This is a genomic window from Arthrobacter sp. NPDC093139 (assembly GCF_044754165.1).
GTDB lineage: Bacteria > Actinomycetota > Actinomycetes > Actinomycetales > Micrococcaceae > Arthrobacter.
The window spans coordinates 139,245-165,716 of the sequence record NZ_JBIVOO010000008.1 but is presented as its reverse complement, the minus strand read 5'-3'; the positions used below and the strand labels follow the sequence as shown (position 1 = coordinate 165,716).

The 26,472-nt window shown below is 65.8% G+C and carries 27 protein-coding genes and 2 tRNA genes; 13 read left to right on the top strand and 16 right to left on the bottom strand.

The window, feature by feature from the left end:
- Positions 1–24 precede the first annotated feature (24 nt).
- Both ACIP90_RS14050 and ACIP90_RS14045 read left to right on the top strand, forming a co-directional pair.
- A complete protein-coding gene (locus ACIP90_RS14050; protein ID WP_400580049.1) occupies positions 25–1,599 on the top strand; it encodes an alpha/beta hydrolase in 1,575 nt (524 codons plus the stop codon).
- A 131-nt stretch (positions 1,600–1,730) separates the two neighbouring features.
- Positions 1,731–1,803 (top strand) — tRNA-Thr (locus ACIP90_RS14045).
- Positions 1,804–2,006: 203 nt separating this feature from the next.
- Here the strand turns inward: ACIP90_RS14045 and ACIP90_RS14040 are convergent.
- The 5 genes from ACIP90_RS14040 to ACIP90_RS14020 all read right to left on the bottom strand — a co-directional run bounded on the left by ACIP90_RS14040 (position 2,007) and on the right by ACIP90_RS14020 (position 6,509).
- Positions 2,007–3,062, bottom strand: a complete 1,056-nt coding sequence (locus tag ACIP90_RS14040) for a DNA polymerase IV (protein WP_400580048.1) — start codon at positions 3,060–3,062, stop codon at positions 2,007–2,009.
- A 203-nt stretch (positions 3,063–3,265) separates the two neighbouring features.
- Positions 3,266–3,949 carry a hypothetical protein gene (locus tag ACIP90_RS14035; RefSeq protein ID WP_400580004.1) on the bottom strand — a complete coding sequence of 228 codons (684 nt, stop codon included), beginning with the start codon at positions 3,947–3,949 and terminating at the stop codon, positions 3,266–3,268.
- Positions 3,936–4,100 carry a hypothetical protein gene (locus ACIP90_RS14030; protein WP_400580003.1) on the bottom strand — a complete coding sequence of 55 codons (165 nt, stop codon included), beginning with the start codon at positions 4,098–4,100 and terminating at the stop codon, positions 3,936–3,938. The genes ACIP90_RS14035 and ACIP90_RS14030 overlap by 14 nt, the downstream gene beginning before the upstream one ends.
- A gap of 31 nt (positions 4,101–4,131) precedes the next feature.
- Positions 4,132–5,676: a nicotinate phosphoribosyltransferase gene (locus ACIP90_RS14025; RefSeq protein ID WP_400580001.1), complete on the bottom strand. Its 1,545-nt coding sequence runs from the start codon at positions 5,674–5,676 to the stop codon at positions 4,132–4,134.
- A 2-nt stretch (positions 5,677–5,678) separates the two neighbouring features.
- Entirely contained in the window at positions 5,679–6,509 is an 831-nt protein-coding gene (locus tag ACIP90_RS14020; protein ID WP_400580000.1) for a ribose-phosphate pyrophosphokinase-like domain-containing protein, read from the bottom strand.
- A 149-nt stretch (positions 6,510–6,658) separates the two neighbouring features.
- Between ACIP90_RS14020 and ACIP90_RS14015 the strand changes: the two genes are divergently transcribed.
- Complete coding sequence (locus ACIP90_RS14015; protein WP_400579998.1) at positions 6,659–7,312, top strand: maleylpyruvate isomerase N-terminal domain-containing protein; 654 nt, start codon at positions 6,659–6,661, stop codon at positions 7,310–7,312.
- 279 nt (positions 7,313–7,591) lie between these two features.
- On the opposite strand, the gene ACIP90_RS14010 is transcribed toward ACIP90_RS14015, so the two are convergent.
- Both ACIP90_RS14010 and ACIP90_RS14005 read right to left on the bottom strand, forming a co-directional pair.
- On the bottom strand, positions 7,592–8,041 hold the full coding sequence (locus tag ACIP90_RS14010) for a hypothetical protein (RefSeq protein WP_400579996.1): 450 nt from the start codon (positions 8,039–8,041) through the stop codon (positions 7,592–7,594).
- A gap of 65 nt (positions 8,042–8,106) precedes the next feature.
- Entirely contained in the window at positions 8,107–8,283 is a 177-nt protein-coding gene (locus ACIP90_RS14005; RefSeq protein ID WP_400579995.1) for a hypothetical protein, read from the bottom strand.
- A gap of 135 nt (positions 8,284–8,418) precedes the next feature.
- Between ACIP90_RS14005 and ACIP90_RS14000 the strand changes: the two genes are divergently transcribed.
- The 6 genes from ACIP90_RS14000 to ACIP90_RS13975 all read left to right on the top strand — a co-directional run bounded on the left by ACIP90_RS14000 (position 8,419) and on the right by ACIP90_RS13975 (position 13,771).
- A complete protein-coding gene (locus tag ACIP90_RS14000) occupies positions 8,419–8,727 on the top strand; it encodes a heavy-metal-associated domain-containing protein (RefSeq protein WP_400579993.1) in 309 nt (102 codons plus the stop codon).
- A gap of 63 nt (positions 8,728–8,790) precedes the next feature.
- A complete protein-coding gene (locus tag ACIP90_RS13995; RefSeq protein ID WP_400579992.1) occupies positions 8,791–10,932 on the top strand; it encodes a heavy metal translocating P-type ATPase in 2,142 nt (713 codons plus the stop codon).
- A gap of 77 nt (positions 10,933–11,009) precedes the next feature.
- Entirely contained in the window at positions 11,010–11,495 is a 486-nt protein-coding gene (locus tag ACIP90_RS13990; RefSeq protein ID WP_400579990.1) for a hypothetical protein, read from the top strand.
- A gap of 138 nt (positions 11,496–11,633) precedes the next feature.
- Positions 11,634–12,266 carry a DUF305 domain-containing protein gene (locus ACIP90_RS13985; RefSeq protein WP_400579989.1) on the top strand — a complete coding sequence of 211 codons (633 nt, stop codon included), beginning with the start codon at positions 11,634–11,636 and terminating at the stop codon, positions 12,264–12,266.
- Between the two features lie 278 nt (positions 12,267–12,544).
- Positions 12,545–13,552, top strand: a complete 1,008-nt coding sequence (locus tag ACIP90_RS13980; RefSeq protein WP_400579988.1) for a hypothetical protein — start codon at positions 12,545–12,547, stop codon at positions 13,550–13,552.
- A 39-nt stretch (positions 13,553–13,591) separates the two neighbouring features.
- Complete coding sequence (locus tag ACIP90_RS13975; RefSeq protein WP_400579986.1) at positions 13,592–13,771, top strand: hypothetical protein; 180 nt, start codon at positions 13,592–13,594, stop codon at positions 13,769–13,771.
- Between the two features lie 120 nt (positions 13,772–13,891).
- On the opposite strand, the gene ACIP90_RS13970 is transcribed toward ACIP90_RS13975, so the two are convergent.
- The 8 genes from ACIP90_RS13970 to ACIP90_RS13935 form a co-directional block, all read right to left on the bottom strand.
- Positions 13,892–14,737 (bottom strand): aldo/keto reductase, encoded by an 846-nt coding sequence (locus tag ACIP90_RS13970; RefSeq protein ID WP_400579984.1) that lies wholly within the window; start codon positions 14,735–14,737, stop codon positions 13,892–13,894.
- Positions 14,738–14,833: 96 nt separating this feature from the next.
- On the bottom strand, positions 14,834–15,277 hold the full coding sequence (locus ACIP90_RS13965) for a hypothetical protein (RefSeq protein ID WP_400579982.1): 444 nt from the start codon (positions 15,275–15,277) through the stop codon (positions 14,834–14,836).
- A 7-nt stretch (positions 15,278–15,284) separates the two neighbouring features.
- On the bottom strand, positions 15,285–15,962 hold the full coding sequence (locus ACIP90_RS13960) for a bacterial proteasome activator family protein (RefSeq protein ID WP_400579981.1): 678 nt from the start codon (positions 15,960–15,962) through the stop codon (positions 15,285–15,287).
- Between the two features lie 38 nt (positions 15,963–16,000).
- Positions 16,001–16,465: a GNAT family N-acetyltransferase gene (locus ACIP90_RS13955; protein WP_400579979.1), complete on the bottom strand. Its 465-nt coding sequence runs from the start codon at positions 16,463–16,465 to the stop codon at positions 16,001–16,003.
- Positions 16,466–16,467: 2 nt separating this feature from the next.
- Positions 16,468–16,659, bottom strand: coding sequence for a YbdD/YjiX family protein (locus tag ACIP90_RS13950; protein ID WP_400579978.1), 192 nt, complete (start codon positions 16,657–16,659; stop codon positions 16,468–16,470).
- A 13-nt stretch (positions 16,660–16,672) separates the two neighbouring features.
- The gene (locus ACIP90_RS13945; protein ID WP_400579977.1) at positions 16,673–18,973 is read right to left on the bottom strand and encodes a carbon starvation CstA family protein; all 2,301 of its coding nucleotides are present in this window, start codon (positions 18,971–18,973) and stop codon (positions 16,673–16,675) included.
- 120 nt (positions 18,974–19,093) lie between these two features.
- On the bottom strand, positions 19,094–19,642 hold the full coding sequence (locus tag ACIP90_RS13940; RefSeq protein ID WP_400579975.1) for a PadR family transcriptional regulator: 549 nt from the start codon (positions 19,640–19,642) through the stop codon (positions 19,094–19,096).
- Positions 19,642–20,625, bottom strand: coding sequence for an NAD(P)H-quinone oxidoreductase (locus tag ACIP90_RS13935; protein ID WP_400579973.1), 984 nt, complete (start codon positions 20,623–20,625; stop codon positions 19,642–19,644). The genes ACIP90_RS13940 and ACIP90_RS13935 overlap by 1 nt, the downstream gene beginning before the upstream one ends.
- Positions 20,626–20,738: 113 nt before the next feature.
- Here ACIP90_RS13935 and ACIP90_RS13930 point away from each other — a divergent pair.
- From ACIP90_RS13930 to ACIP90_RS13920, 3 genes are all read left to right on the top strand, one after another.
- Positions 20,739–20,826, top strand: a tRNA-Ser gene (locus ACIP90_RS13930).
- Positions 20,827–21,097: 271 nt separating this feature from the next.
- Positions 21,098–21,229 (top strand): hypothetical protein, encoded by a 132-nt coding sequence (locus ACIP90_RS13925; protein ID WP_400579971.1) that lies wholly within the window; start codon positions 21,098–21,100, stop codon positions 21,227–21,229.
- Positions 21,230–21,337: 108 nt separating this feature from the next.
- Entirely contained in the window at positions 21,338–22,129 is a 792-nt protein-coding gene (locus ACIP90_RS13920; protein ID WP_400579969.1) for a VOC family protein, read from the top strand.
- A gap of 47 nt (positions 22,130–22,176) precedes the next feature.
- On the opposite strand, the gene ACIP90_RS13915 is transcribed toward ACIP90_RS13920, so the two are convergent.
- Positions 22,177–24,114 (bottom strand): FAD/NAD(P)-binding protein, encoded by a 1,938-nt coding sequence (locus tag ACIP90_RS13915; RefSeq protein ID WP_400579967.1) that lies wholly within the window; start codon positions 24,112–24,114, stop codon positions 22,177–22,179.
- A 61-nt stretch (positions 24,115–24,175) separates the two neighbouring features.
- Here ACIP90_RS13915 and ACIP90_RS13910 point away from each other — a divergent pair, with 61 nt between their 5' ends.
- Positions 24,176–26,410: a prolyl oligopeptidase family protein gene (locus ACIP90_RS13910; protein WP_400579966.1), complete on the top strand. Its 2,235-nt coding sequence runs from the start codon at positions 24,176–24,178 to the stop codon at positions 26,408–26,410.
- Positions 26,411–26,472 lie beyond the last annotated feature (62 nt).

Here is a 26,472-nt window from a genome sequence, read left to right as displayed (position 1 = left end):
CTCTGCCCCAAGGAGAACCGCATGATGTCCACCCCTCCCCTGACCCCGCGGCCGCGCTCGCTCGCGGCCGTGGTGCGGGCTGCCGGAGCGATGGCTGCGGTCCTGTTGCTGACGTCGTGCAGCTTCCTCGGGCTTTCCAGGGACGGCAACCAGGGAAATGCCACAGGTCAGGCCGATCCCTCCATCGCTGCTGCGGCTCCGGAGGGGCTGGAGGATTTCTACTCCCAGAAAGTGGTGTGGGAGCCCTGCGAGGACAAGATGCAGTGCGCCAAGGTCAAGGTGCCGCTGGATTATGCCAAGCCGGACGGCGCAACCATTGAAATCGCCGCTCTGAAGATGCCGAGCACGGGCGGCAAGAAGCAGGGCAGCCTGCTGGTCAACCCTGGCGGACCGGGAGCCTCCGGCTATGACTTCGTGAAGGACGCCGGCTTCAGCAACTTCTCTGACAAGGTGCGGGCCAACTACGACCTCATCGGTTTCGATCCCCGCGGGGTCAAACGGTCGGCGCCCGTGACGTGCCTGACCGACAAGGAAAGGGACGAGGCGCGGGAGAAGATCTACGCTCCCGAGACGGACGCCGGTCTCGCCACACTGCTGGCCGACAACAAGGCGATTGCGCAGAAGTGCGCCCAGAAGACGGGCCCGGTGCTGGGTCATATCGACACCGTCAGCGCAGCCAAAGACCTCGATGTCCTCCGGGCCGTCGTCAACGACGCAAAGCTCAACTATGCGGGGTTCTCCTATGGAACCTTCCTCGGTTCCACCTACGCCTCATTGTTCCCGGACAACGTTGGGCGGATGCTGCTCGACGGAGCGATCGACCCTTCCCTCGGCGCTGAGGAGCTCACCCTGGGCCAGGCCAAGGCCTTCGGTAAGGCGCTCCGCGCCTACGTCGAGCACTGCATGCAGCAGGAAAGATGCCCGCTGAGCGGGACCGTTGACGACGGCGTGCAGCAGATCAGCGACGTCATCCAGTCGGTCACCGCCGCACCGCGTGCGGCGCAGGATGGCCGGGTTGTGGGCGGGAACACGTTTGTCAGCGGCCTCATCGTGCCCCTGTATGCCAATGAAAACTGGCCCGCCCTGACCCAGGCTCTTGAGGCAGCCATGCAGGGCGACGTCAGCCTCATGCTCCGCCTGGCGGATCTGGGAGCCAACCGCAGTTCGAACGGAAAATACACCTCGAACACGACTTTCGCATTCTCTGCAATCAACTGCCTTGACTACCCCATGACCAGCGATCCTGCGGCCATGCGGGCCGAGGAGCAGCGGCTCCGTGAGGCGTCACCGACGCTCGGGTACTTCTTCGCCTACGGCGGCACGAACTGCGCCAACTGGCCGTACAAGAACGTCCGGACCGCTCCCGCCCCCGCAGAATACACGGGCTCATCTCCGATCGTGGTGGTCGGTACCACGGGAGATCCGGCGACGCCCGTGGAGTGGGCGGGCGCCCTGAGCAAGCAATTGGGCAACTCTTCCCTGCTGACCTGGAAGGGCCAGGGCCACACCGCCTACGGCCGGGCCAACCGCTGCATCAGGGATGCCGTGGATTCATACCTCGTGGACGGCAAGGAGCCGGCGGACAACACCGTCTGCTGACGGCCTCCCGGTCGCTGCCCATGACCTGCATTCGCGCGCCGTTCGGGCCTCATTTTGACCCGGACGCAGGGACTCTATTACAGTTGACTCTTGCATGAACCGGCCGGGTTTTCCCGGTTGATTGGTGCGGTGCTTCCTTAGCTCAGTCGGTAGAGCGTTTCACTCGTAATGAAAAGGTCATCAGTTCGATTCTGATAGGAAGCTCGGGAAGAACCCCGTATTGTCGTTGATCTCGACGATGATGCGGGGTTTTTTGCTGGTTAAAACCGGTTAGTGGGCAGAGAACGTTGCTGCAGAGACCGGGTGGCGTCATCGCCGAATAGCGGCGGACACTGGCAGTGCCCACGACCAATGATCTTCCCGTCCCGGGCGACACATCCGCGCTCGTAAGGCAGGGAGCGAGACCCTCACCAGCCGCCACGCGTCGGCGTATGTCCCTTTCGGGCATCATCGGGCATTGCCATTTCAGCCCGCAGGCCCAGGAGTCGGATCGGACGGCCCGCTTCGATTCCGGCGGCGAGGTCCAAAGCCCGCGCGAGGATCTCGTTGCGGTCGAATGTCTCGGGAATCTTCTTCGCGTGGGTCTTGGTGAAGAACGGCGCGTACCGAACTTTAAGAGTCAGCCCAATCACGGGCCGCCCTTCGCCCACCACATCCTCAAGAACACGCGCTGTCAGCTCCCTCACGGCGTCGTCCACCTGGGCGGGCTCGGTCAGGTCCTGCTGGAAGGTGGTCTCCCGACTGTGCCCGCGCGCAACCCAGGGTGTGTCATCCACAACGCTGGCGCCGTCCCCGCGTCCAAGCTCCGCGTACCAGGGACCCATCTTGGGGCCGAACTCCGGAACCAGGTCTTGGGGGTCTGACGCTGCGAGCTCGGCGACTGTGTTGATGCCGAGTTTGGCCAGCCGGCCCGACACTTTGGTTCCGACGCCCCACAGATCCTTGGTGGGCCGGCTGCCCATGACGTCGAGCCAGTTCCCGGCGGTGAGACGGAAGACGCCCGCCGGCTTGCCGAAACCGGTGGCGACCTTGGCTCGGACCAAGGTGTCGCCGATGCCCACGCTGCAATGCAGCTGCGTTCGCTCGAGGACAGCGGCCTGCACCTGCCGGGCGTAGGCTTCCGGGTTCTCTGTCTCAGTGCCTAGAAAGGCTTCATCCCAGCCCAGCACCTGTACTGTGGCGCCGGGCTGCGCGCGCAGGGTGGCCATCACCGTTTCAGACGCCGCGAGGTAAGCCTCCTGGTCGACGGGCAAAATCACCGCGTCGGGCACTTTCCGGGCCGCAATGCGCAAGGGCATTCCCGAACCCACGCCGAACACCCTGGCCTCGTAGGATGCGGTGGACACCACAGCCCGTTCCGTGGGGTCGCCCCGACCGCCGACAATGATCGGCTTGCCCGCAAGCTCCGGCCGCCGGAGCACTTCGACCGCTGCAATGAACTGGTCGAGATCGACATGCAGCACCCACGGGATTCCGCTCACGTCACCAGTCTGCCCTAAACATCCCTGCCAAGCATCGGCTCTCCATCGAGCCTGGCCGCTGAGCACCAAAACCTGCTCCTGTACGCCTACCGGGATCCCTTATTGGAGGATCGCCGGCCAGCACCCGCACGGGGCTGAGTTCGGCCTCCGAGCCGAGCCCCTTTTCCCACCGGCTGCGGCAGCACTTAGGGGGCCGCCTTGCGGGTCGGCCTGGGCAAAGATTCTGCCCATGCCCACGCCGCTGCGGGACGTCCTTTTCCGACCGGCGCGGCAGGTGTGGCTGCCTTGACCAGCCGTGGGTTGCGGGCCAGTTCCCGGCCCAGGTTGGAGGTGTCGGGTTCGTTCTCCGAGGCGGCCGCCGAGAAGTCGCGCATGAGTCGGGCGACGTCGGCAGTGCTGAACTTCTCCCCCAGCAGGGCGCGGGTGAGCATTTCGTTCACCCAGAGCGCGTCCAGCGCTGCCTTGGCGGCGGCCATAATGATGGCGGTGTGGTCGAAGGGCAGATCGGCGGTAACGGCCAGCCGCTGGTAGACGACGCCCTCGGGCTTGTCCTCCGGGTCGATCACGGCAAGATGGGCGATTGAGAGCGTGGGTCCGCGGGGGTCGCGGTCGGGGTTGTCGAAAGCACCCGTGTTCATCAGGAACAGGACATGCTCTTCCGGAATGTTGACCTTCGTTTCGAGCGCGCGGAGCGCTGCCTCCCCCAGCCTCTCCATCGGACGCAGGAGCACGCCTGGCAGGGCAGCCTGGCCGGCGTACGGCTCGAACTCGCGGATCCCGAGCACAACGCGCCACTGGCCTTCGCGCAGAATCAGGGGCACCGTGTCGATGGAGACGAGCGGCTGCTGTGGAAGGTCACTCTTGGTCATGCGTCAATTCTTCTCTAAGTTCGAGGATGATTGCGCGGCGCGAGTTTCGGCCGTGCAGGTAGGCGCGGGCACCGAGCGGGGGCTGGCGTTCGAATGCATCCAGCTCCCGCTCGGCGTTGGCCAGGCGTGCGGCGACCGTATGCGGTTCCATTTCGGGTCCTTTTGTCGGAGCCATGGGATGCCTAGGACGCGATGTTGCCGAGGACTGCGCGGACGTCGGCGAAGGACTGGCGGCGGATGAACTGGCCGTTGGCCCAGACCGGCTGGAGCAGCGACGCCGCTTCCTGCTCCGGGGTGGCCTTCTCCACGAGGTACAGCTCGCCGTCGTCATTGCGGAACACGGCCAGGCGCCCGGTGGCGGACTTCTTGGTTCCGTTGTCGGTGGCCGGGTCCTTGAGCAGGTTGTGCTCGACGTCGTTGATCTTGGCCCAGGTGGCCTTGATGGCCGAGGCGAGGCTGTCGCGGGTGACGTACTGGTAGGAGAAGGATCCGACCCCGAAGACGATGTTTTCAGAGGCGAAGCCCATGGCTTCCAGACGGGTCCAGATGTCCTTGGCACGGTCGATGGTGATGGAGTCGCCGTAGATGAGGCCGATGTGCCTGTCGAGGACCTTGTAGCCCTTGGCGTTGGTGGTGCCGCTGAAGACGTTCCAGAGCAGCTGGACCGCGCCGTAGAACTCCGGGGACTCGTCCATGGTGCGGACCTGGTCGGCGACGACGGCCCCGGGGCGGGACATCGTGCCGCAGATGATGTCTGCGGGCTCACCGGAGTCGGGGCGGATGACAAGCTTGCCGTCACGCTCCAGGATTCGGTCTTTCAGCGCCGGCAGGATCTGGGTGAGGACCTTGAAGAAGTCATCGGTGTCGGAAACCACGGACACGATGCCGGACTTGTGCTTGTCCAGGATCCGTTTAAAGGTTTCAAGTTCACTGGATTCGCTGATGCCTGCGCACATCACGGAGTGTTCAGTGGCCGGGACCGATCCGAGAACCAGTCCGTTGTCCTTCCCGGCTTCAGACGGGTAGTAGCGGTTGACCCAGTCGAGGGTGGCAAGGGAATCGCTGCCCGTAAAGGACAGCAGGTGTCCGGCACCGCTGGCGGCTGCGGCCGCCGTGCCGGTCATGCCCCGGTAGGAGAAGTCGTGCAGCTGCCAGTTCACGCTCGCCCGGTCCACGCCCGTGACTTCCGCGGCCTCGTCCAGGATCCCGCGGTAGTGGTCGGCGATGGTCGCTGTGGTGGAGGGATGCCAGACAGCGGCGGAAAGGACCGTCTCGATGTAGTTGACGAGCCAGAAGAATTCCGGCTCGGTGTTCTCGATGGTGAAGGAGGGAACGCGCAGCGGCACCTTGGTGCCCTCGGGGACGGCACGGAAGATCAGGGGCAGGTAGCCGCGGCGGTGCAGGGCGCGGACGTGGTCCGTCTCGATGTCGTTCGGACCGAGGATCGATTCGAGGACGGCTTCGTATTCGGCGACGGCCTCGTCCTCGTCTGCTGCGAAGAAGGGTGCGAACGCTTCGACGCAGTAGGACTGCAGGAAGGCCTGGAGGCCGAAGTGGACGGCCCTGGTGACGCCTTCGATACGGGAACCGCGGCTCGTGTAGTTGCTGAGGATACCGGTGGTCCCCTCGGGATAGAGCGCGCGGTGGCCCAGCTTGTAAGCATCCGTCTCAAACAGGGCGGCGGTGACGGACGGGGCGGTGATTCGGGTGCTGAGGGCGGTGCTCATGGTTACTTGGTCCCTTCGAGGAGGTGGTGAATCAGAGGTGAGACGTTGGCCCCGACTGAGGGGTTGACGGCGCCGGGGTGGGAGTCGGTGGTAAAGATGTTGCCGAAGTGCTCGTTCAGGGCGGCGGCGTTGCCGGAGAACACCCCGTGGCTGACCCAAAGGTCGAGGCGTTCCTTGGGCAGGCCGGTCGCCTCGGCGAGGCCGCGGAAGGTGCCTCCGCCGTCGCAAATGTCATCAACGACCAGGAACCTGCCGTCGGCGGGAAGTTCTTCGCACTCGAAGCGGGAGAGCCGGCCGGTGGTGAAGTCGCGGTGCTTGGTGGCGTAGTAGACGGGCAGCCCGAGGGTTGCCGCAGTATTTTCGGTCCGCTCCCTGGCCCCGGCGTCGGGGCAGATGATGCCGGCGTATCCGGCCAGGTGCTTGCGGAGGACCTTCTTGATCACGGCGTCGGAGTGGACCACGCGCAGGTTGTTCACCAGGGCGGGCATCGTCTCGGAGTGCGGGTCGAAGCAGACGACCTCGTCGGCTTCCATGGCGTTGATCAGGTTGGCGTACACCTTGGCTCCGAACGGGTTGCCGCGGTCCTGCCGGGCGCCGGGGAGGTACGGGATGAGGGCGGTGACCTTGTGGCCGGCCTGGTGTGCATAGTCGATCCACATGCCGGCGGTGACGTAATCGTTCGCGTCCGTGCCGGTCAGGTACAGGTAGAGCGGGGTTTCGCCGTCCATGACCCTGTCGGTCTGGATGTGGCATTCCCCGGCAGGGAAACGCATCTCTGTGGCCCGGGAGAAGGATGTCCAGCCCTGCGGAAACTTCGCGAATGTCGTGATCATGTTGCAACTCTAACAGATTAATCGTCATTTGACGATTAATAGGCGCAGCAAAGCCTGGCTGATAAGTTCCTCTGGGGAGGTCCGCGAGCAATGGCAGCGGCATCGACCCTCCGGAGTAGGAGTCATGGGACAGCGGAATCGGAGTTGGTGTGACTAGTTCATCGCCCAGCGTCCTCAGTACATTCTTGGCTGCGGCTGAACGCGTTGAGGTGGCACTCTGCACTGAGGCTGTAGCCAGGCACTGGGAGGACTCCAGTGCCCTTGAGGGGTACACCGTCGCCGGCCTGACTGGGCACCTGGCGCGTGGCGTGCTGACAGTTGAGAAGTACCTCAACGCACCCGCCGCCGACAACACTAAGGTCACCGACGCCGCTGGATACATGGTTGCTGTGCTGGGTGTACACGACCCTGTCGACAGCGACTTCCACCGAGCTGTGCGCGCCCGCTCCCGGGAGGCTGCTTCAGTCGGACCGGAGTCCCTGGCCCGGCAAGTCGGGGAAGCGCGTCAACGGTTGTCCACGCGTCTCAATGAAGCGGTGATGGACCAGCGTATCGAAGTCCTTAACGGCGTCGTCGTGACGGTGGAGGAGTATCTGAGGACGCGCCTGGTGGAATTGGTCGTTCACCTCGATGACCTTGCCGTCAGCGTGGGAGACAAAAGCGGGCCGGATCTGCCGCAGAAGGCCTACGAGGAAGTCGCAACGGTCTTGGCGCAGCTTGCGGTGCGTCGACACGGTGGACTGGCTGTAGTCCGAGGGCTGGCACGGAGAGAGCGTCACCCAGACGCCATTCGCGCCCTCTGAACTGCGGCCAGCGCCTCTTGGTCAGGCCGAGAGCCTCAATCATGGTCTAGTTTTCTTTCGGGAACGGGTGGACGCATCAGTCCACGTGCGGGGATTCGGACAAAGCACTCCCCGCCCCCACACCAGGAAACATGCGTAGTCGCATTCGAGGCTGGTATTCAGCCGCAGTTCACCGGCAATTCGTGATTCTGTCTGATCATTTGAGCCATCGCCGCACACTGGCCGGTCCCGGGCGCGGACGACTGATCAGGCTGCCGCCGATGAAATCAGTAGGTGTGTTCACTGGCATGTGCCTGACGCATGACCAGGCTGGATCTTCCCTTGGCGCCGAAAAAGCAGCCCTCCGACCAGCCCTGCCAGGGCCGCCGGCAGGGCGACGAGACCGGCGAGCTGTGGAGTCAGAGACGGGGGCGTCGTGATCATCGTTGCCATGCCGGTCAGCACTGCGGGCGCGGCCACGCAGATCGTTACCCAAAGCGGGTAGCTCCGGATCTGTGACCAGACCGCTGCTGCAATGGACGCGGCAGACCCCGCCAGCATGAACAGCCTGCCCACGCGCAGCCGCTCAATAAACGCCGGGACAGGTTCGTATAAAAAGAATGCAGTCCGCTCCAGGGCGATGCCTGTCAGGACTATGGAGACAACAACCAGGGCCGCCCAAGGCAGTGATCTCCCCCTCCACCACCGGCGGACGACGTAGCGTTCGTCGTCGTTCTGCGAACTCATCACAGGTCGAGCCTAGCCGCCTGCCAGCTTGGCACCGTCGTTGTCGGCGGGCGGCGGTGCGATGGAGTTCACAGCTTTCGTTGGGGCTGGTTCGCGGAGGAAAGCGCTACAGCCAGCGCCGCGGCGCGGCACAGGCCGGCGTTCACGCCGATGGCCAGGGCCACGCTGTTGAGAACCGCCGGTTTTGAGGTGAAACCCAGGGCGAGCAACTGGGCGGTGCGGAACAGGTTCAGGGCGCCAGACACTTGCCACTGATACCCCCTGGGGGTATATTAGAGGTGTTGTCAGTGAAGTGGTATGTCCAGGCCGGTGCATCGCATCGCCGTCACAGCCGTTCAACCCCAGCGACCATAACTTCTTCTCAAGGATATGGAACTGACATGCGCGGAAATGAATCCCGTAAAGAACTCCAACTGGTGTCCGCCGGCTCGGGCTGCAGCTGCTGCTCACATGAGCCGACAGAATCCCTGGCTGCCACCCGAGGTACCGAATACGCCCTTGAAGGGCTGACGTGCAGTCACTGCGTCGTGACAGTTCAGCGGGCCATCGCCTCGGTGAAGGGCGTGGAAGCCGCATCTGTAGACCTCGTCCCCGGCGGCCGCTCCCGCCTGGTCATCTCCGGATCTGCTCCCCGCGAGGCGGTCCGTGACGCCGTCGCCTCCACCGGGTACAGCCTGGTCCCCCGCTAATCCGGTCCGCTGTCCTGGGAGATCCTGTCTGCAGGACAGCCCGCATCCTCAGAGGGAGGAACCATGGAAGACCACACTCAGCACCATAACCACCACGACCCCACTGCATACGACGCCGGCAGCGGCGCGGCGTCCCCGCCGGCGGCGCTGGCAACCGCGCCCGGACGCCACAGCCACGCAGGCCACGGCCCTCAGGATGACCATGTGGTGCACAGCCACGGCCAGCACGCAGGGCACAGCACGGCCATGTTCAAGGACAGGTTCTGGCTGACACTCGTCCTGTCTGTGCCGGTGGTGTACTTCAGCCCGATGTTCGGACATCTGCTCGGCTACATGCCGCCCGAATTCCCGGGCTCGACCTGGATCCCTCCCGTCCTGGGGACGGTGATTTTCCTCTACGGAGGCCAGCCATTCCTCAAAGGCGGCCTGAACGAGATGAGGACCCGGAAGCCAGGCATGATGCTGCTGATCGGCATGGCCATTACGGTTGCCTTCGTTGCTTCCTGGGTGACAAGCCTCGGGATCGGCGGCTTCGATCTGGACTTCTGGTGGGAGCTGGCCCTGCTGGTGGCCATCATGCTGCTGGGCCACTGGATCGAAATGCGCGCCCTCGGCTCCGCCCGGGGCGCCCTCGACGCACTGGCCGCCCTGCTGCCCGATGAGGCCGAACGCATTACCTCCACGGGCCCGGAAACGGTCAGCGTCACAGACCTTCAGCCCGGGGATACGGTGCTGGTTCGTTCCGGCGCCCGCATGCCCGCAGACGGCACCATCATCGACGGCCAGGCCGAATTCGACGAGTCAATGATCACCGGCGAATCCAAGACCGTGCTCCGGTCCGCCGGTGATTCCGTGGTCGCCGGAACGATCGCCACTGACAACACGGTCAGGGTCCGCGTTACCGCCGTGGGAGATGACACCGCGCTGGCCGGCATCCAGCGCCTGGTTGCCGAGGCGCAGGCCTCATCCTCCAAAGCCCAGGCGCTGGCCGACCGGGCCGCGGCCTTCCTCTTCTACTTCGCAACGGCTGCCGGTGCCATCACCTTCATCGGCTGGACGCTGCTGGGCAGTGTTCCGGATGCCGTCACGCGGACCGTGACCGTACTGGTCATCGCATGCCCCCACGCCCTGGGCCTGGCCATCCCCTTGGTTATCGCCATCTCCACCGAGCAGGCGGCCCGCGCAGGCGTACTGATCAAGAACCGGATGGCCCTGGAGCGCATGCGCACCGTCGACGTCGTCCTCTTCGACAAAACCGGCACCCTGACCAAGGGCGCACCGGAGCTCAAAGACGTTGCCGCTGCGGACAGCATCAGCCGTGGGGAACTGCTGGCCCTGGCCGCTGCCGTCGAGTCCGACAGCGAACACCCTGTGGCGCGCGCCATCGTGCGGGCGGCCCGCCAGCAGGGCCTGGACCTCCCGCGGGCGACAGGCTTCACGTCCATGACAGGCCGGGGCGTCCGCGCCACCGTCGGGGGCCGGACAGTCCAAGTCGGCGGCCCGTCGCTGCTGAAGGAACTGCGCAGCACGGAACCCGAAGCCCTGTCAGCGGCCACCCGAACGTGGATGGACCGAGGTGCAGCCGTGCTGCACATCGTGGACGGAAACCGGATTCTGGGCGCTGTGAGCTTGGAAGACGCGGTCCGGGAAGAATCACGCCAGGCTGTCGCGGCCCTACAAAGACGGGGCATCAAGGTCGCCATGATCACGGGCGACGCCCACCAGGTCGCCGCCGCCGTCGCCGCCGAGCTAAACATCGACGAGGTCTTCGCCGAGGTCCTGCCCGCCGACAAGGACAAGAAGGTCGCGGAGCTGCAGGCACGCGGGATGAGGGTAGCCATGGTTGGTGACGGCGTGAACGACTCCCCGGCACTGGCCAGGGCGGAGGTCGGCATCGCCATTGGTGCCGGTACTGATGTGGCGATGGAATCAGCCGGGGTGGTGCTGGCAGGCAACGACCCCCGGGCGGTCCTGTCGATGGTCGATCTGTCCCGCGCCAGCTACCGGAAGATGTGGCAAAACCTGGTCTGGGCCACCGGCTACAACATCATTTCCGTCCCGCTGGCCGCCGGACTGCTGGCCTTTGCCGGCGTCGTCCTCTCCCCTGCCGCGGGCGCGGTGCTGATGTCCGCCTCCACCATCGTGGTTGCGCTCAATGCCCAGCTGCTGCGGCGGGTGAAACTCAACCCCGCCGCAGTTCGTTGACCCACCGGCGCTAAAGCACCGGCCACTCGGTCAAGGCCGGTAGCCTAAGCACCAGCCCGAACGGAAGGAGGAGCATCATGGCCGCATCCCGCTGGCACGCCGCGTTTGCGTTCTTCTGCCGCACGGGGCTGCTGGTCGGAATCCTTGCCGTCCTCGCCGGAATCCTGGGCATGCACGTGATCACGGGGAGCCACGGCATGCATTCCCCTGCCGCCCTCACAGCTGCGCACGCTGCGACGGACCATGCAGGATCCACAGCGGTTGGTGCTCATGCGGCGCATGGCACCCCCGGCACGTCTTCTGGCCACCATTCTTCGGGCGGGCACAATGCTGACGGCGTATCCGCCGAGGAGTGCGCCTGCTCCGGCAACTGCGCGGGCATGCACTCGATGACGGTGTCCTGTACCCCGTCAGGGAAGACCGGGTCGCTGACCGTCCCGGTGCCGGGCACGGCCGTTTTCGGCGCCGTCTCCAACGCAGGCGTGCACGCGGCCCTCCCCGGGTCCTATCCCTATCTACCCGGCAGTCCGTCGCCGGGTGAGCTGTCCATCAGCAGGACGTAAAGCAGGATGTTTGCGCCGGAAATGACCGTTCCCGCGCAATCCCTTGCTGCGGCCCGTCCGGGCCATCAGCCCACAGCCCCTGATGCGCACCTCCCGGCGCACCATGCGCCCATGATGATTTGAAGGACCTGATTTGCCATGAATAAGAAGCTTCTCCCCCTTTCCGTCACAGCCATCGCCGCAGCCCTTGCCCTGGCCGGCTGCGCCAACGGATCCGGCACCGGATCCTCGGGCACGTCCATGCCCGGCATGGACCACGGCGGCACTTCCTCCAGCGCACCTTCCACCGGCGCCCCGGACTCCGCCACCGATCACAACGCTGCGGACGTCGCGTTCGCCCAGATGATGATCCCGCACCATGCCCAAGCCGTGGACATGAGCGACATGATGCTGAGGAAGCAGGACATTCCTGCCGAGGTGGCGGCCCTGGCCACCAAGATCCGGGCGGCCCAGGACCCGGAAATTGATCTGATGACCGGTTGGCTCCAGAGCTGGAACGAACCCACACAGATGCCCTCCGGTCACAGCAGCCACAGTATGGGCGGCATGGTGGGCGATGAGGACCTCAAGAAGCTCGACGCCGCCCAGGGAAGGGAGGCTGCCCGGCTCTTCCTGCAGCAGATGATCGCCCACCATGAAGGCGCGATCGTTATGGCCAAGACCGAGAACACTGCCGGTAAGAACATGGATGCGGTCAAACTCAGCAAGGACATTGTGAGCGCACAGGAAGCCGAAATCCAGGAAATGCGGAAACTGCTGGCCGCCCTATAGAAGCACGTCCGGCGGTACCAGCGACCTGATCGCCAACCACCCGCGGCTAGGGACCCGCGGCCATGAATGATGTTGGCCGCCAAGCTGTTTCACCGCCTCAACAGGGAGGATAATAGGAAGTGGATCACCGGGGCTGGGCCGGCGGCGGTGCCGCCTGTCTGAGACCAGGGCGGTGTCCCCCCAGCCGTCGTCGGCCCTTTGGGGCGCGGAATCCTTACACGAAATCCGTTCACCGCGTGGTGCGATGCGGCGATCGCCGCCGTCCTAAGATGGCCTTCATGGAAGAGCAGGAGCTTGCCGACGTCGCCGGGCGCCTGTACGCCCTGCCCTTCGACGAATTCGTGACAGCCCGCACCGCCGCTGCGAAAGCCGCCGCGGCCGAATCCAACCGGCCCCTCTCCCAGGCCATCAAAGCCCTACCCAAACCCTCAGCCGCGGCTTGGGCGGTTAACATGCTGGCGCACCACATGCCGGAGGCCGTGCGGCAGCTGCGGAACCTTGGGGAGACGATGCAGGGCGCGCAGGCCGCGCTCGATGCCGCGGCCCTGCGGGAGCTGTCCCGGGAGCGGCGCAAGCTCCTCGCCGAAGCCGTCAGCGCCGCCCGGCTCGCTGCAGAGCAGCAGGGCCGGGCCATCAGCGGCGCGGTGGCCTCTGAAGTGGAAGAGACGCTGCGGGCGGCCACAGCCGACGCTGCTGCGGCCGCTGCCGTCCAGAGCGGCATGCTTCTCCGGGTTCTTACGGCCGACGGCGTGGACCGGGTTGATCTCGAAGGCGCGGTCGCCGTTCCTTCCGGGCTCGGGCAATTGCCCGAGCCGCCCGCCCCGCCGCAGCCGATGCCAGCAGGACCGGAACCGGAAACTCCGCGCGCGGCCGGCGGGCGGCCGAGGCAGCCGACGAAACCAAGGCGACAGCCTGCGGACGAGCCGCAGAAGCCGCGCCTCCAGGCGGTGGGACGGACGCCCCGTCCGCCGTCGCCCTCCATCCTGGATAAAGCCCTTGCCGCCCTCGCGGAGGCCGAGACGGCGGCGACGGCAGCCGCGACGGAGGCTGAAAGCCGGGAGGAAACCTTCCAGGAGGCGTCCGCGGAGTTCACCCGGCTGACGGCGGAGGTCCGGGAGGCCAGGCAACGGCTAAAGGGATTGGAGACCTCGCTGGAGGCCGTCCGAAAGGACCGCGAGGCGGCAGCAGCAGAGGCAAAGCAAGCCGCCCGGGCCGCTGAACGGAGCCAGCGGACGGCGGAGCTTGCGAAGCAGCGGGTGCTTCGGCTGCGCAACACACCGGACTGAAGAACAAAAAATGTCAGACCCCGGTTGCACCATGGAGTCATGGAAATGAATCAGGAATTCCACGTCACATTCTTCGAAGCCGACAGCGGCCGGATTCGGACTGAGGTTTTTGATACCTCTGCCGCCGCCGAGCGGTTCATGAGCCGTTGCCTGTCCTGTGAGGACGACTGGGCCACAATTGACGCCGTGACCATCCGTCAGCAGCAAGCGGCCGCCTGACGGGACGTGCGCCCGGGCCGCGCACGCCGTGGCTCACGCGGGCCCCGCCCCGTTGAATGGTGCTGCCGCAAGGGCAGTTTCAGCGGTGCAGGGCCCGCGCGGCGGGAGTCGTGACTGAGATCAGGCGAAGTCAGAGACGGCCGGATCAGGTCCGATGCGTCCCGTTCCGGCGGCCGTGCGGTCCAGGCCGTTGATGGCTTCTACGTCCCCGGCGTCCAGGGTGATGTTCAGAGCCGCATAGTTCTCGCGGATCCGCGACTCGGTGACGGACTTGGGGATCACCACGTTGCCGATGGCCAGGTGCCAGGCGATAACCACCTGGGCGGGCGTGGCGCCGTGCTTCTCCGCGATGGCGGTGATGGTGGCATCCTCCAGCAGCTCGCCGCCCTGACCCAGCGGCGACCAGGCTTGGGTCAGAATGCCCTGCGAGGCATTGAACTCGCGGAGCTCGGCCTGGTTGAAGAAGGGGTGCAGTTCCACCTGGTTGATGGCGGGCACCACTCCGGTTTCGTCGATGATGCGCTGCAGTCCCTCGACCGTGAAGTTGGAAACGCCAATGGACTTCACCCGGCCGCGCTGCTGCAGCTCAATCAGGGCCTTCCAGGTGTCCACGTACTTGTCCTGTTTCGGCTGGAGCCAGTGGATCAGGTACAGGTCCAGCGTCTCGAGTCCCAGGCGCTCCATGGATTCCTCGAACGCCGCAAGCGTTGATTCGTAGCCCTGGTCGGAGTTCCACAGCTTGGTGGTGATGAAGAGTTCCTCCGGCGACAGCCCGGAACCGGCGATGGCACGGCCCACCCCGGACTCATTGCCGTAAATCCTGGCGGTGTCGATGTGGCGGAACCCCGCCTGGAATGCCTGGAAGACGACCTTTTCGGCAACGTCGTCTTCCACCTGCCACACCCCGTAGCCGAGCTGGGGAATCGTGTTTCCGTCATTGAATGTCAGTGTCGGTGAAGGAGTCATTCATCCATCCTGCCAACACTCCCGCCGGGATGCAGCCAATGCCCGGCAGCTAAGCTAGGCGCTTAATGCCCGGTGGCGGGAATTTTTTTGAGGGACTCAGGATTCGGCAAGCAGCCGCTCAGCATCCGCCACCTGTTCGAAGACGGTCTCTGCCCGCCTCCACACGGAGGCTGCCCCCACGGGAACCGGGCCGACCGCAAGCCGCAGCATCGCTGCCGCCTCTGCCGTTGCGGCCAGGGAATTTCCCGCCTTCGACAGCGCGCGGTGGACACCGGACAGTGAGTGCGGGATGTCCAGCCCGTCGCTTGGGGAACGCAGCTGGGCCTCGACGCAGACTCTCCGGACACGGCCGGACAATTCCGCCAGCTGGTTGGCTATGTCGACCAGCTCGGCATACAGCTGCTCATCCTCCACGCCCTCAAGGACCTGGTGGTAGCGGTCCAGACCCCTGTGGAAGCGGTCGTTGGCACGGCGCCATAGCCCCTTACCGAGTTCGGCGTCGTCTTTCCGCCCTTGCCGGGCAGCAGTGAAGAACCCCAAGCCGGACCTACAGGTACTGGCCCGGGCCGTGGTCAGGTTCTTCCTGCCGGCCCGGCTTTAGCGGATCCGGGCCTGGCTGCTGCGGGGCCTTGGCCCGCTGCGGTTCGCCGTTCTCGCCGATGACTACCCCGGGCGCGATGACCGTCCCGGGAGGAAGCTGCTTCAGCTGCATCTGCGCCATGGCGTGTTCCCGTGCCGCGTGCTGGGCTGCTATCGCTGTCTGGATGCCGTGGAACAGTCCTTCCAGCCAGCCGACGAGCTGGGCCTGGGCAATGCGGAGTTCGGCATCGGATGGCGTCCCGTCGTCCGGGAAAGGCAGGCTGATCCGTTCCAGTTCGTCCACGAGCTCGGGGGCCAGGCCGTCCTCAAGCTCTTTGATGGAGCGCTCGTGGATCTCGGCAAGCCTGCCCCGCGCGGCGTCGTCAAGCGGTGCAGACTTCACCTCCTCGAGCAGCTGGCGGATCATGGTGCCGATGCGCATCACCTTGGCCGGCTCGTCCACGAGGTCCTGGAGGCTGCTTCCCCTCGGCTTGGCCGGATCCGCGGGACTGTCGCCATTGGCAGGGATTGCCTCAACCTCCACGGGGGTGCCCTCCACGGGGACATCGTCACCTGGCCGCGCTGCCTGGAGGCCGTCGCCGGAGGCATCCGCAGGGCTGGTTTGAGTGTCGTTCGGATCGGTCATGCGTTCATACTCTCATGAGCCCGGAACGCGGAGTCCAGTCAATGAAGCTCCTTGACCAGGATTTCGCCTTCGTCCGTAGCGAAACCGCATTTCCGGTAGAAGCCGACGGCAGAGGTGTTGGCGGGAACCCAAACGTCGCGCACCCCGTTGGCACGCATCCAGTCCTCCATGGCGCCGATCAGGGCGCGCCCGATGCCCTGCCTGCGGTAGTCGGCGTGGGTGCCCATCTCCATGAGGAGCAGTTCGGCCCATGGGCCGGCAGTACGACGGCGTTGCACGCAGCAATGCAGGAAGCCCACCGTCCGGTTTTCCGCCTGAGCCAGCCAGAACAGGACGGTGGGATCCGCCAGGAAGTCCCACGCGCCGTCGGGCGTTAACGCGCCCGACGGCGCCACGGCGGGATCTTCATCGAACAGGTTGTCCGTCTCCGCCAGGGCATTGAGCGATGCACCATCCTCCGGCCCGATCCTGCGGATCGACAGCGCGGCGGAGGGATCAGCCATGGTCAGCAGCACCGTCCTTGCGGGTTGCTGTCCTGGCGGTCCGTCCTGTCCCGCCAGAATTCACGCTCCGTCATCGGCTGGGCCAGGTGCCCGGAGGCGAAGTGGTGCTCCAGGTATTTCTGGTAGGCGTCGGCCCCCATCACTCCGCCGAGGTACCGGGCGAAGCCCCGGAGCCCTTCTGCTATCGCGTTCATGACCGGCTCCGCATCAGTGGTGGGCAGACTTCTCAAGCCGCAGATCCGCCGGAAGTTTGTTCCACTCGGCCATCAGTTCACGCTCGGCGGGAGTCGGAATCAGCCCTGCGGGCGCGTAGCCCCTTGACGCCACCGCCGGGTCTTCATGGTCCGCGTGATCCAGGCCGGCGGCCTCATGGCGGAAGGCCTTCACGGTGGCGATGATGGCCGTGATGATGACGATGATGCTCAGCAGTACGAAGATCACCGACAGCCACCCTTGGATCATGGTGTTGCGGACCACGGCTTCCATGGCGGCAACGGTCTTCGCGGTGCCGAATTCCGTCTTGCCGTCCGCCAGTGCCCGGGAGAAGGCCGCGTTGTTGGCGAAGTAGCCGACGGCCGGCACTGGGGAGAAGATCTTGTGGAAGCTGGCGGTGATGGTGACCACGGCCGCGAAGGCCAGCGGCAGGGCAACAATCCACAGGTACTTGAAGGAGCCGCGTTTGGCCGCGATGGCCATGCATACCGAAAGGGCGATGGCGGCAAGCAGCTGGTTCGCGATGCCGAACAGCGGGAACAGGGTGTTGATGCCGCCCAGCGGGTCGGTGACGCCCATCAGCAGCACCGCGCCCCATGCACCGACCATGATCGCCGTGCAGAGCCAGGCTCCCGGCCGCCACGAGTGCTCCTTGAACTTAGGGACGAAGTTGCCGATGGAGTCCTGCAGCATGAAGCGGGCAACGCGGGTTCCGGCGTCCACTGCGGTCAGGATGAACAGAGCCTCGAACATGATGGCGAAGTGGTACCAAAACGCCATCATGGCGGTGCCGCCGATGAACTGCTGCATGATGTGGGCCAGCCCCACGGCCAGTGTGGGTGCGCCGCCGGTGCGGGAGACAATGCTTTCCTCACCGACGTTGGCCGCCGTCTGCGACAGGAGGTCCGGTGTCAGGTTCACGCCCGAGAGCCCGAGGCTGTTCGCCCAGGTGGCCGCGGTTTCCACGGTTCCACCGGTCAGGGCGGCGGGCGAGTTCATGGCGAAGTACAGTCCGCGGTCGATGGAGATCGCTGCCACGAGGGCCATGATGGCCACGAAGGATTCCATCAGCATGCCGCCGTAGCCGATGAGGCGGGTCTGGCGTTCCTTTTCGATCAGTTTCGGCGTGGTGCCGGAGGAGATCAGTGCGTGGAAGCCGGACAGCGCGCCGCAGGCAATCGTGACGAAGAGGAACGGGAACAGCGCCCCGGGGAACACCGGACCGTTCTCGCGGCTGGCGAACTCGCTGAAGGCCGGCACCGTGATTTCGGGGCGGACCACGATGATGGCCAGCGCCAGCATGACGATGACACCGATCTTCATGAACGTGGAGAGGTAGTCGCGGGGAGCGAGGAGCAGCCACACGGGCAGGATCGCGGCGATAAAGCCGTAAACGATGAGGCCCCACGCGATGGTGACCTTGTCCAGGTGGAAGAACGCGGCGCCCCACTCAGTCTCGGCAACCATGCCGCCCCCGATGATGGCTGCCATGAGCAGGACGAAGCCGATCAGCGAAACTTCCATGACTTTGCCGGGCCTGATGAAGCGCAGGTAGACGCCCATGAAGAGGGCAATGGGGATGGTCATTCCCACCGAGAAGACTCCCCACGGGCTCTCGCCGAGCGCATTCACGACGACAAGCGCGAGGATGGCGACGATGATCACCATGATCAGCAGCGTCGCGACGAGGGCGGCTGTTCCGCCGATCACGCCCAGTTCCTCGCGGGCCATCTGGCCAAGGGAGCGGCCGCCGCGCCTCATCGAGAAGAACAGGACGAGGTAGTCCTGGACGGCTCCGGCCAGCACGACGCCGATGATGATCCAGATGGTGCCTGGGAGGTAGCCCATCTGGGCGGCGATGACGGGTCCAACGAGCGGACCGGCGCCCGCGATGGCGGCGAAGTGGTGGCCGAACAGGACGTTGCGGTCCGTACGGACATAGTCCTTGCCGTCCGCCTTGTATTCGGCCGGAGTGGCGCGGCGGTCGTTCGGCCGGGTGATGTAGCGTTCGATCACCTTCGAGTAAAAGCGGTAGCCGATCAGGTACGTGCAGACGGAGGCGAACACGAACCAGATCGCGTTGACCGTTTCTCCGCGAATGATCGCCAGCATGAACCAGGCCACGCCGCCCAGCAGCGCGATCGCCACCCAGACGGCAATCTTCGTGGGAGTCCACTTCTTCTCTTCCGCTTCGCGGACCGCGTCATCCACGGCGGTCGGCGGGAGTGACGGGTCCGGTGTCAGTTCCAGATCATCGTCCGCGGTCCGAGCCCTGCCGCCAGGCATGCTGCTCATGTCTCCTCCTTGAGATCAAAAAATGTGACAACCCTCTCAAGCGCACATTACCAACGGGTGCCCCGAATCGATACGCTCGCTCGCCGGGTGCCGCCGGACAAAGCGGCAAGCGGTCATGGGTCAGCGCTCAGCGGTCACCGAGGCTGGCGCCAACTGCGCCATGCGCGCCTCGCAGAGGTCCAGCCAGCGGACCTCCGCCTCTGCCTGGAAGATCAGGGAATCCAGCACCAGCAACCCAGCGAGGTCGGCGCTGCGCGGGCTGGCGGCCATGTCCCGCCTGGACTTGGTGTATTCCTGCAGCACGGCCAGTGAGGCTGCGCGCTGGACCCGGATCATGGCGGTCACGTCCACTCCGGGCAGCGTCAGGGCAAGGGAGAGCTTGATGGCCAGTTCGTTGCGGGGCGGCGTGCTGCGCTCCACGGGCGAGGAGAACCAGGCCCGCACCTGGCCGGCCCCATCATCGGTGATGCCGTAGACCACCTGGTTGCCGCCGTCGCCGCCTTCCTTCCGGACCAGACCGTCACGCTCCAGCCGGTCAAGCGTGGTGTAGACCTGTCCGATGTTCAGCGGCCAGGCGGAGCCTGTGCGGTCGTGGAACTCGCTCCTGAGCTGGTAGCCGTACCGCGGCCGGTCGTGCAGCAGGGCCAGGAGACTGTGCCGGACGGACACTAAACCACCAGCAGGATCTTGCCTACGTGTTCCCCCGCGTCGAAGTATTCGTGGGCAGCCCTGACCTGGTCCAAAGGAAATGTCTTGTCCACGAGGGGATGAACCCGCCCGTCGGCGATCAGAGGCCACACGGCGTCCCGGACGGCCGTCATGATGGCGCCCTTCTCTTCCACGGGCCGGGGCCGGAGCGCCGTGGCGACGACGGCCGCGCGTTTCCGCAGCAGCTGTCCGAGGTCCAGTTCGCCCTTCGTGCCGCCTTGGAGTCCGATGACGATGAGCCGGCCGTAGTCAGCCAGGGCGTCGACGTTCTGCTGCAGATACTTGGCACCCACGACATCCAGGATCACGTCCGCGCCCTTGCCGCCGTTCTGGGCACGGAGGCTCTCGGCGAAATTCTCCTCCGCATAGTTGATGGCGATGTCGGCCCCCAGGAAAGCCTTGGCCGTGCCGACTTTCTCGTCGGTGCCGGCCGTGGTGGCTACGGTTGCCCCGATCGCCTTGGCAAACTGGATGGCCATGGTGCCGATCCCGCCGGTGGCACCGTGGACCAGGACCGTTTCACCTGCCTGCAGCTGGGCGGTCATGATGAGGTTGGAGTAGACGGTCGCGGCCACCTCCGGGAGGGCCGCAGCGGTGACCAGGTCAACGCCGTCGGGAATTCTGACTACCTGCTCCGAGCGGACCGCGACCTGCTGCGCATATCCGCCCCCGGCCAACAACGCCACGACCTTGTCTCCGATGGAGAAGGGTTTGGTGACACCCGGACCGAAACCGGCGATGCGGCCGGAAACTTCCAGCCCCGGAACTTCCGAGGCGCCCGGCGGCGGCGGATAGAAGCCCTTCCGCTGATGCACGTCCGCGCGGTTCAGGCCTGCCGCCACCACGTCGATCAGGACCTCGCCGTGCCCGGGAACGGGAGCCGGGACCTCCCGGATTTCCAGCATTTCCGGCCCGCCCGGCTCGGAGATGTAGACGGCTTTCATGGAGAACTCCCGATTTCTAGCTGATTCCTGCCCCAAAAATAGTGCGCAGCGGCAGCAACCGCCACATTTCGGTTTTTGTTGCAGCCAACTGCCTATGAAACACTACTAGTCAGGGAAGGTTGTCCGAGCGGCCGAAGGAGCTGGTCTTGAAAACCAGTGTGCGGTAACCCCGTACCAAGAGTTCGAATCTCTTACCTTCCGCGCGGCGCACTGTGCGCACCATGAGGGCCGGTGGGGCCGACCGCAGGGTTGGTCCCACCGGCCTTTTGCGTGTGCAGGTAGAGCGTGTACCCGGAACCGGAAAACAAGTACCGGCGAGTACCGGTGCCCGGAAAAATCGAGTACGCACCACTCATGCGCGGACCGCCCCTGAGGGCGTTCACTTGAAGGAACCAACGGTGCTCCTGCCCCCGGTTCCGAGATAAGGGCACCGTTCCACACCCGCCGCCGTTTTTGGGGGAAGGTAGTCGTCGTGAGCAAGGCCGAGAAGCAGAGCCTGAGGTACTCGGACTACTACTGGTGCATGTCCCTCAAGGACTTCATCGAGTGGGTCGAGGCCGACGACGACAACGAGCCCGGAACGTCGTTTTCCGACCGCCCCTGACGGCGGAAACCATTGAAACTGTCATAGCCCCGACATAGTGTCGGTCCTGTCTCAACATCCCTTGCTCCGCGGACATGCATTTCCGCGGCACACAAACAGGAGCCGACTATGCCCACGCCTGAGATCACGCCCGGTGCGCCCTGCTGGATTGACCTGATGACTTCCAACCCCGACACCGCAAAGCAGTTCTACGGCGATCTGTTCGGCTGGGAATTCCAGACCGGTGACGAGGAAAAATACGGCGGTTACATCACCGCAAACAAGAACGGCAAGATGGTCGCGGGCATCATGCAGAAGCCTGCGGACCAGGGTGCCATGCCCGATATGTGGTCCACGTACCTGCGCACGGACGATGCCGTGGCCACGGCCGCGGCTGTCACAGCAAACGGCGGGGAAATCTACGTGGAGCCCATGGACGTCCCGGAGCAGGGCCACATGGCATTCTTCGGCGACGTCTCCGGCGCCGCCGTCGGAGTGTGGCAGCCGAGGGAAATGCAGGGATATGAGCTGGTGGCCGAGGAGGGCGCGCCCGCCTGGCACGAGCTGCACACCAAGGACTACGACGCCGCGGTGAAGTTCTACCGGGAGGTCTTTGGCTGGGACACGGATGTCATGAGCGATACCCCGGAGTTCCGGTACACCACGCTGGGGGCCGGCGCGGACGCCAAGGCCGGCATCATGGACGCCTCCGGCTACCTCCCGGCCGAGGTCCCGTCCAGCTGGCAGGTCTACTTCGCCGTGGGGGATGCCGACGCGTCCATCGAAAAAGCCGTCAGCATGGGCGGAACAGTCGTTGACGGACCCGATGACACTCCCTTTGGACGGCTGGCCACGCTGACCGACCCCACCGGTGCCATGTTCAAAATCGTGGCGGACACCGGCCAGTCAGGGCAGGGCTGAGTTCCTTTCGATTCCACCGGGTCCCTCAGCCTCAGGGGCTGGGAACCTCAGAGGGCGAGGATGGCGCGGGCTATCTCGTCGGCGTCGCGCAGGGTGCGCTGGCCGCTGGGGTAGACCGGTCCGGCCTGCGGCACGGCCTCTGCGGCGATGGCCGTCCCCCATTGGTTTGATGAAAGCTGCAGACCCAGCACGAAGAGCCGCCCGGAGACTTTCCCGTTGGCGGCCACCGGGCGGTACGGGTGCGGCCTGACATCCAGTCCCGTGGCCTGCACGGGAGTCCCTTCCACCGTCATCATGGTCCGCGGCCGCACCAGGCCGTCAGCGAGGAGCTGCTGCAGCAGTGGCGACTCGTTAACGGTCACGCGGTTGGCCGGCGCCAGGGCCTCCACCATCGTGCGCGCCGCCGCGGCACCGCCGGCCACCCACGGTGAGGCGGCCGTGAAGAGCCCGGCCTTCCGGTCGAGGCCGAATTTGGGGTCCGGCCCGACGAAGCTGACCACCCCCGCCCGTGCCAGCGCGGCCAGCTGCTCGGCCCGGAGCGCCGGCGGACCGCTCGCGAGGCCCTCCACGAAGGACTCGAACCAGCCACGCAGCCCGGCGATCCAGGACTCGTCGGTGATGCCGCCGTCGGCCACCACAGACTTCAGCACCGCCCTGCCGTGATGCAGCGCGCCGATGGTCATTTTCACGGGGTCGCTCTCACCAAGGGCCGAGCGGCGGGCGTCGTCCAGCAGGTAGTCGACGACGGCGGCATCCAGATCGGCACGCGATTCGAACGTCCGTTCCGCCAGCGGCGCGGCGAGGCTCAGCAGGTCCAGCCTGTGTTCAGGCCGGACATGGCTCTCCACGACGGCCCTGACCGTCTCCTCCCACTTCGCCGTGGTGTGCGCATGCGGGTGCAGCGCCTCGTCCAGTTCGTCAAGGAACGCTGCGGGATCAGGCACCGCGCCGGGGTCCGAACGCATCAGCGTGGAGTAGTAGGCCCACAGGGCATCGCGGTGCAGGAGGGGCCAGAGGTCATGGTCGAAAGCCGGGGTGATGCCTGTCGACTCGAAGCGCTGCAGCGCTGGCCCAGTGCAGTACCGCAAGGTCACCGACGCGGGGTAGTAGCCCTCCAGCCTGGCTTTGGCCCGGTACGGGGTACCACGCCGGGATGCCGCGATGATCAGCGGTTCCTGGCCCGACGGCAGGTACTCGAGGGTGTCGCCGGCGTCAACGAATTTGCCGCCCCTCCCCTCGGTGAGCTGGCCCATCACATCGAAAAAGTTCAGTCCCATGCCGCGGACCAGCACGGGTTCCCGGGCCGGGACTGCGGACCAGTCGACGTCTGCGGGGATTGCGGGCGGAAAGTACCGCAGCCCCAGCTGGGCGGCGGCTGCCTGCAGCTGCCGCTGCTCCGGGCTGAGACGGGAGTCCAGGTGGCCCAGGGCGAAAACCACCGAGTCTGCGGTGAGCGTGCCGTGGCCGGCCAGTTCGACGTCGAACGTTCCGTCACCGACGCGCCGCACGGCGGTTGCCGCCGTTTCGTGGAAATCCACCGTGACGCCGTCGGGCATTACCGCGAGCAGTTCCTCGAGCGTGCAGCGGAGGTACCGGCCGTACAGCGCGCGACTGGGGAAGTCGCGGGATCCGAGGACGGCGAGTTCGGCACGATCGTCCTCCGTCAGGGCGGGCAGGGGGTCCTGCTGCTGACGCTGCCGCCAGCGGTCGAAGGTCGTGCCGGCCACGGGCGCGGCCAGCTGCGGGTCCTCCGGGATGAGGGTGGGGTAGAACGACTGCGTATTCATCAGGTACAGGCGCGACTGCCCCGGCTGCCACACATGCCCTGGACCGGCCGGGTGGGGATCGATCACATCGATGTGCAGGCGGGATCCGGCCTGGGCGGCCCCGCCGGCGGCCCAGTTGGCCAGCAGCCGCTCCAGCACGCTGGTACCCCTCGGGCCGGCGCCTATCAGTGCCGTCCGGATACTTTGCGATGTGACCACGGCATCCAGAGTATCGGCATGTGACTTGCTAGCTGAGCCGGGATGTTGTTTGGATGGGGCGATGACCACCACCGCAGCTGATTCTGCCTTCGCTTCCGGCGGCGTTCCCGAGGGAACCGCGCCCGAGCCCACCGACGAAAACATTTGGCTGGAGGACATTTACGGCGAGGAACAGCTGGCATGGGTCCGCGAGCAGAACGCCCGAACAGAGGACCTGCTGGAGGACGCGGAGTACGCGCGCCTTGAGGGCGGGATCCTCGAAGTGCTGGACTCCACGGACAAGATCGCCATGGTGACCAAGCGCGGCGACTGGTACTACAACTTCTGGAAGGACCGGGAGAACCCGAAGGGCCTGTGGCGCCGGACCACGTGGGAGAGCTACTGCACCGACGCCCCGGAATGGGATGTGCTGCTGGATGTGGATGCGCTCGCGGCCGAGGAAGGGGAGGAATGGGTTTTCCACGGGGCGAACTTCCTCCGGCCGGAGCCCGGACAGCCTTACCGGCTGGCGCTGCTGGCCCTGTCCCCCGACGGCGGTGACGCCGACCGCTACCGCGAGTTCGACGTCGAGACCCGCAGCTTCGTTGACCCCGCGGCCGGCGGGTTTGACCTGCCGACGGCGAAGGGGAACGTCTCGTGGCTGGATGCGGACACCCTGCTGGTCGCCAGCACCGCCGATGGCCTGCCGCGGACCGCGTCATCCTATGCGCGCACCGCCGTGAGGCTGCACCGCGGCCAGTCCCTGGCCGACGCCGCCCGCATCTTCGATATCCCCGAGGACCACATGATGGCGATCGTGACCCACGACTCCACTCCCGGTTTCGAGCGCACCTTCGCGGTGGACTGGGTCGATTTCTTCAACAGGACGACGTCACTGCTGCAGGACGGGTCCTGGACGGCCATCGATGTGCCCACGGACGTCAATCTCAGCGCCCACCGGGACTGGCTGTTCTTCCGGCCGCGGCGCGAGTGGACGGTGGGCGGAGCCAGCTATCCGGCCGGGTCGCTGCTCGCGGCGGACCTTGACCGCTATATTGCCGGCGAGCGCTCGCTCACCGTCCTCTTCACCCCGGATGCCCACACGTCCCTGCAGTCCTGGAGCTGGACACGGAACTTCCTGCTGCTCAACCTGCTGCGTGACGTCTCCTCGGAAATCCGCGTGCTCGACCCGTCTGCTGGGTGGTCGTCCTCGGTGCTGGACGCCTGCCCTCCGCTCCACGACGTCAATGCCTTCGCCGTGGACGACGAAGACGACGCCGAGGGCGGCTCCGAGGGTGACCACCGCTCCCCCGGCCCGCGAGGGGCAGGGGATGATTTCTGGCTGGTGGCCACCGGCTTCACTACTCCCACCACTCTGACCCGCGGAACCCTTAGGCGCGGAAACCCTGCCGGGGACGCGAGCGTGGTGAGCAGCCACACGGTGGTCAAGGCCTCGCCGTCGTTCTTCAACGACGCGGCGTACGAGGTCCAGCAGCATTTCGCCGTTTCCGACGACGGTACGCGGGTGCCGTACTTCCAGATTGCGGCGCGCAACCTGGTGCTGGACGGTCAGAACCCCACCCAGCTGTCCGGCTACGGAGGTTTTGAGGTATCCCGCACCCCGGCCTACAGCGGCGCCGTGGGACGGGCTTGGCTGGAGCGCCGGACCGCCCCATCCGACGGCGTGGCACCCCACAGCCGCGGCGGCGTCTATGTCGTGGCCAACATTCGCGGCGGCGGCGAATACGGGCCTTCCTGGCACCGGGCGGCGCTGCAGGAAAACCGGCACCGAGCCTTCGAGGACTTCGCCGCGGTGGCGAAACACCTGATCTCGCGGGGCGTCACCAGCCGGGAACGCCTGGGCTGCGTGGGCGGCTCAAACGGCGGCCTTCTCGTGGGAAACATGCTGACCAGGTACCCGGACCTGTTCGGCGCGGTGTCCTGCGGCGTTCCCCTTCTGGACATGAGGCGGTACACCAAGCTGTCCGCGGGGCATTCGTGGATCGCCGAGTACGGTGACCCCGAACTCCCGGAGCACTGGGACTTCATCCGGACCTTCTCGCCCTACCATCTGCTGAAGGACGGCGTGGACTACCCGGAAACCTTCATCTGGACGGCCACCTCCGATGACCGGGTGGGCCCGGTGCAGGCCCGCAAGATGGCCGCCCGCATGCAGGCCATGGGCATCCCCAACGTCTGGTTTCACGAGGCACTCGAGGGCGGGCACGCCGGCGCTTCTGACAACAGGCAGGCCGCGGCGCTGCAGACCCGGAGCCAGCACTTTCTCTGGAAGTCGCTGGCCGGCGGGACCGCCTGACCGCCAGCGGCGCACACCCGAGCCCACAAGGCCGCGTGGTGCGCCGTTTTGCACTGGATGGC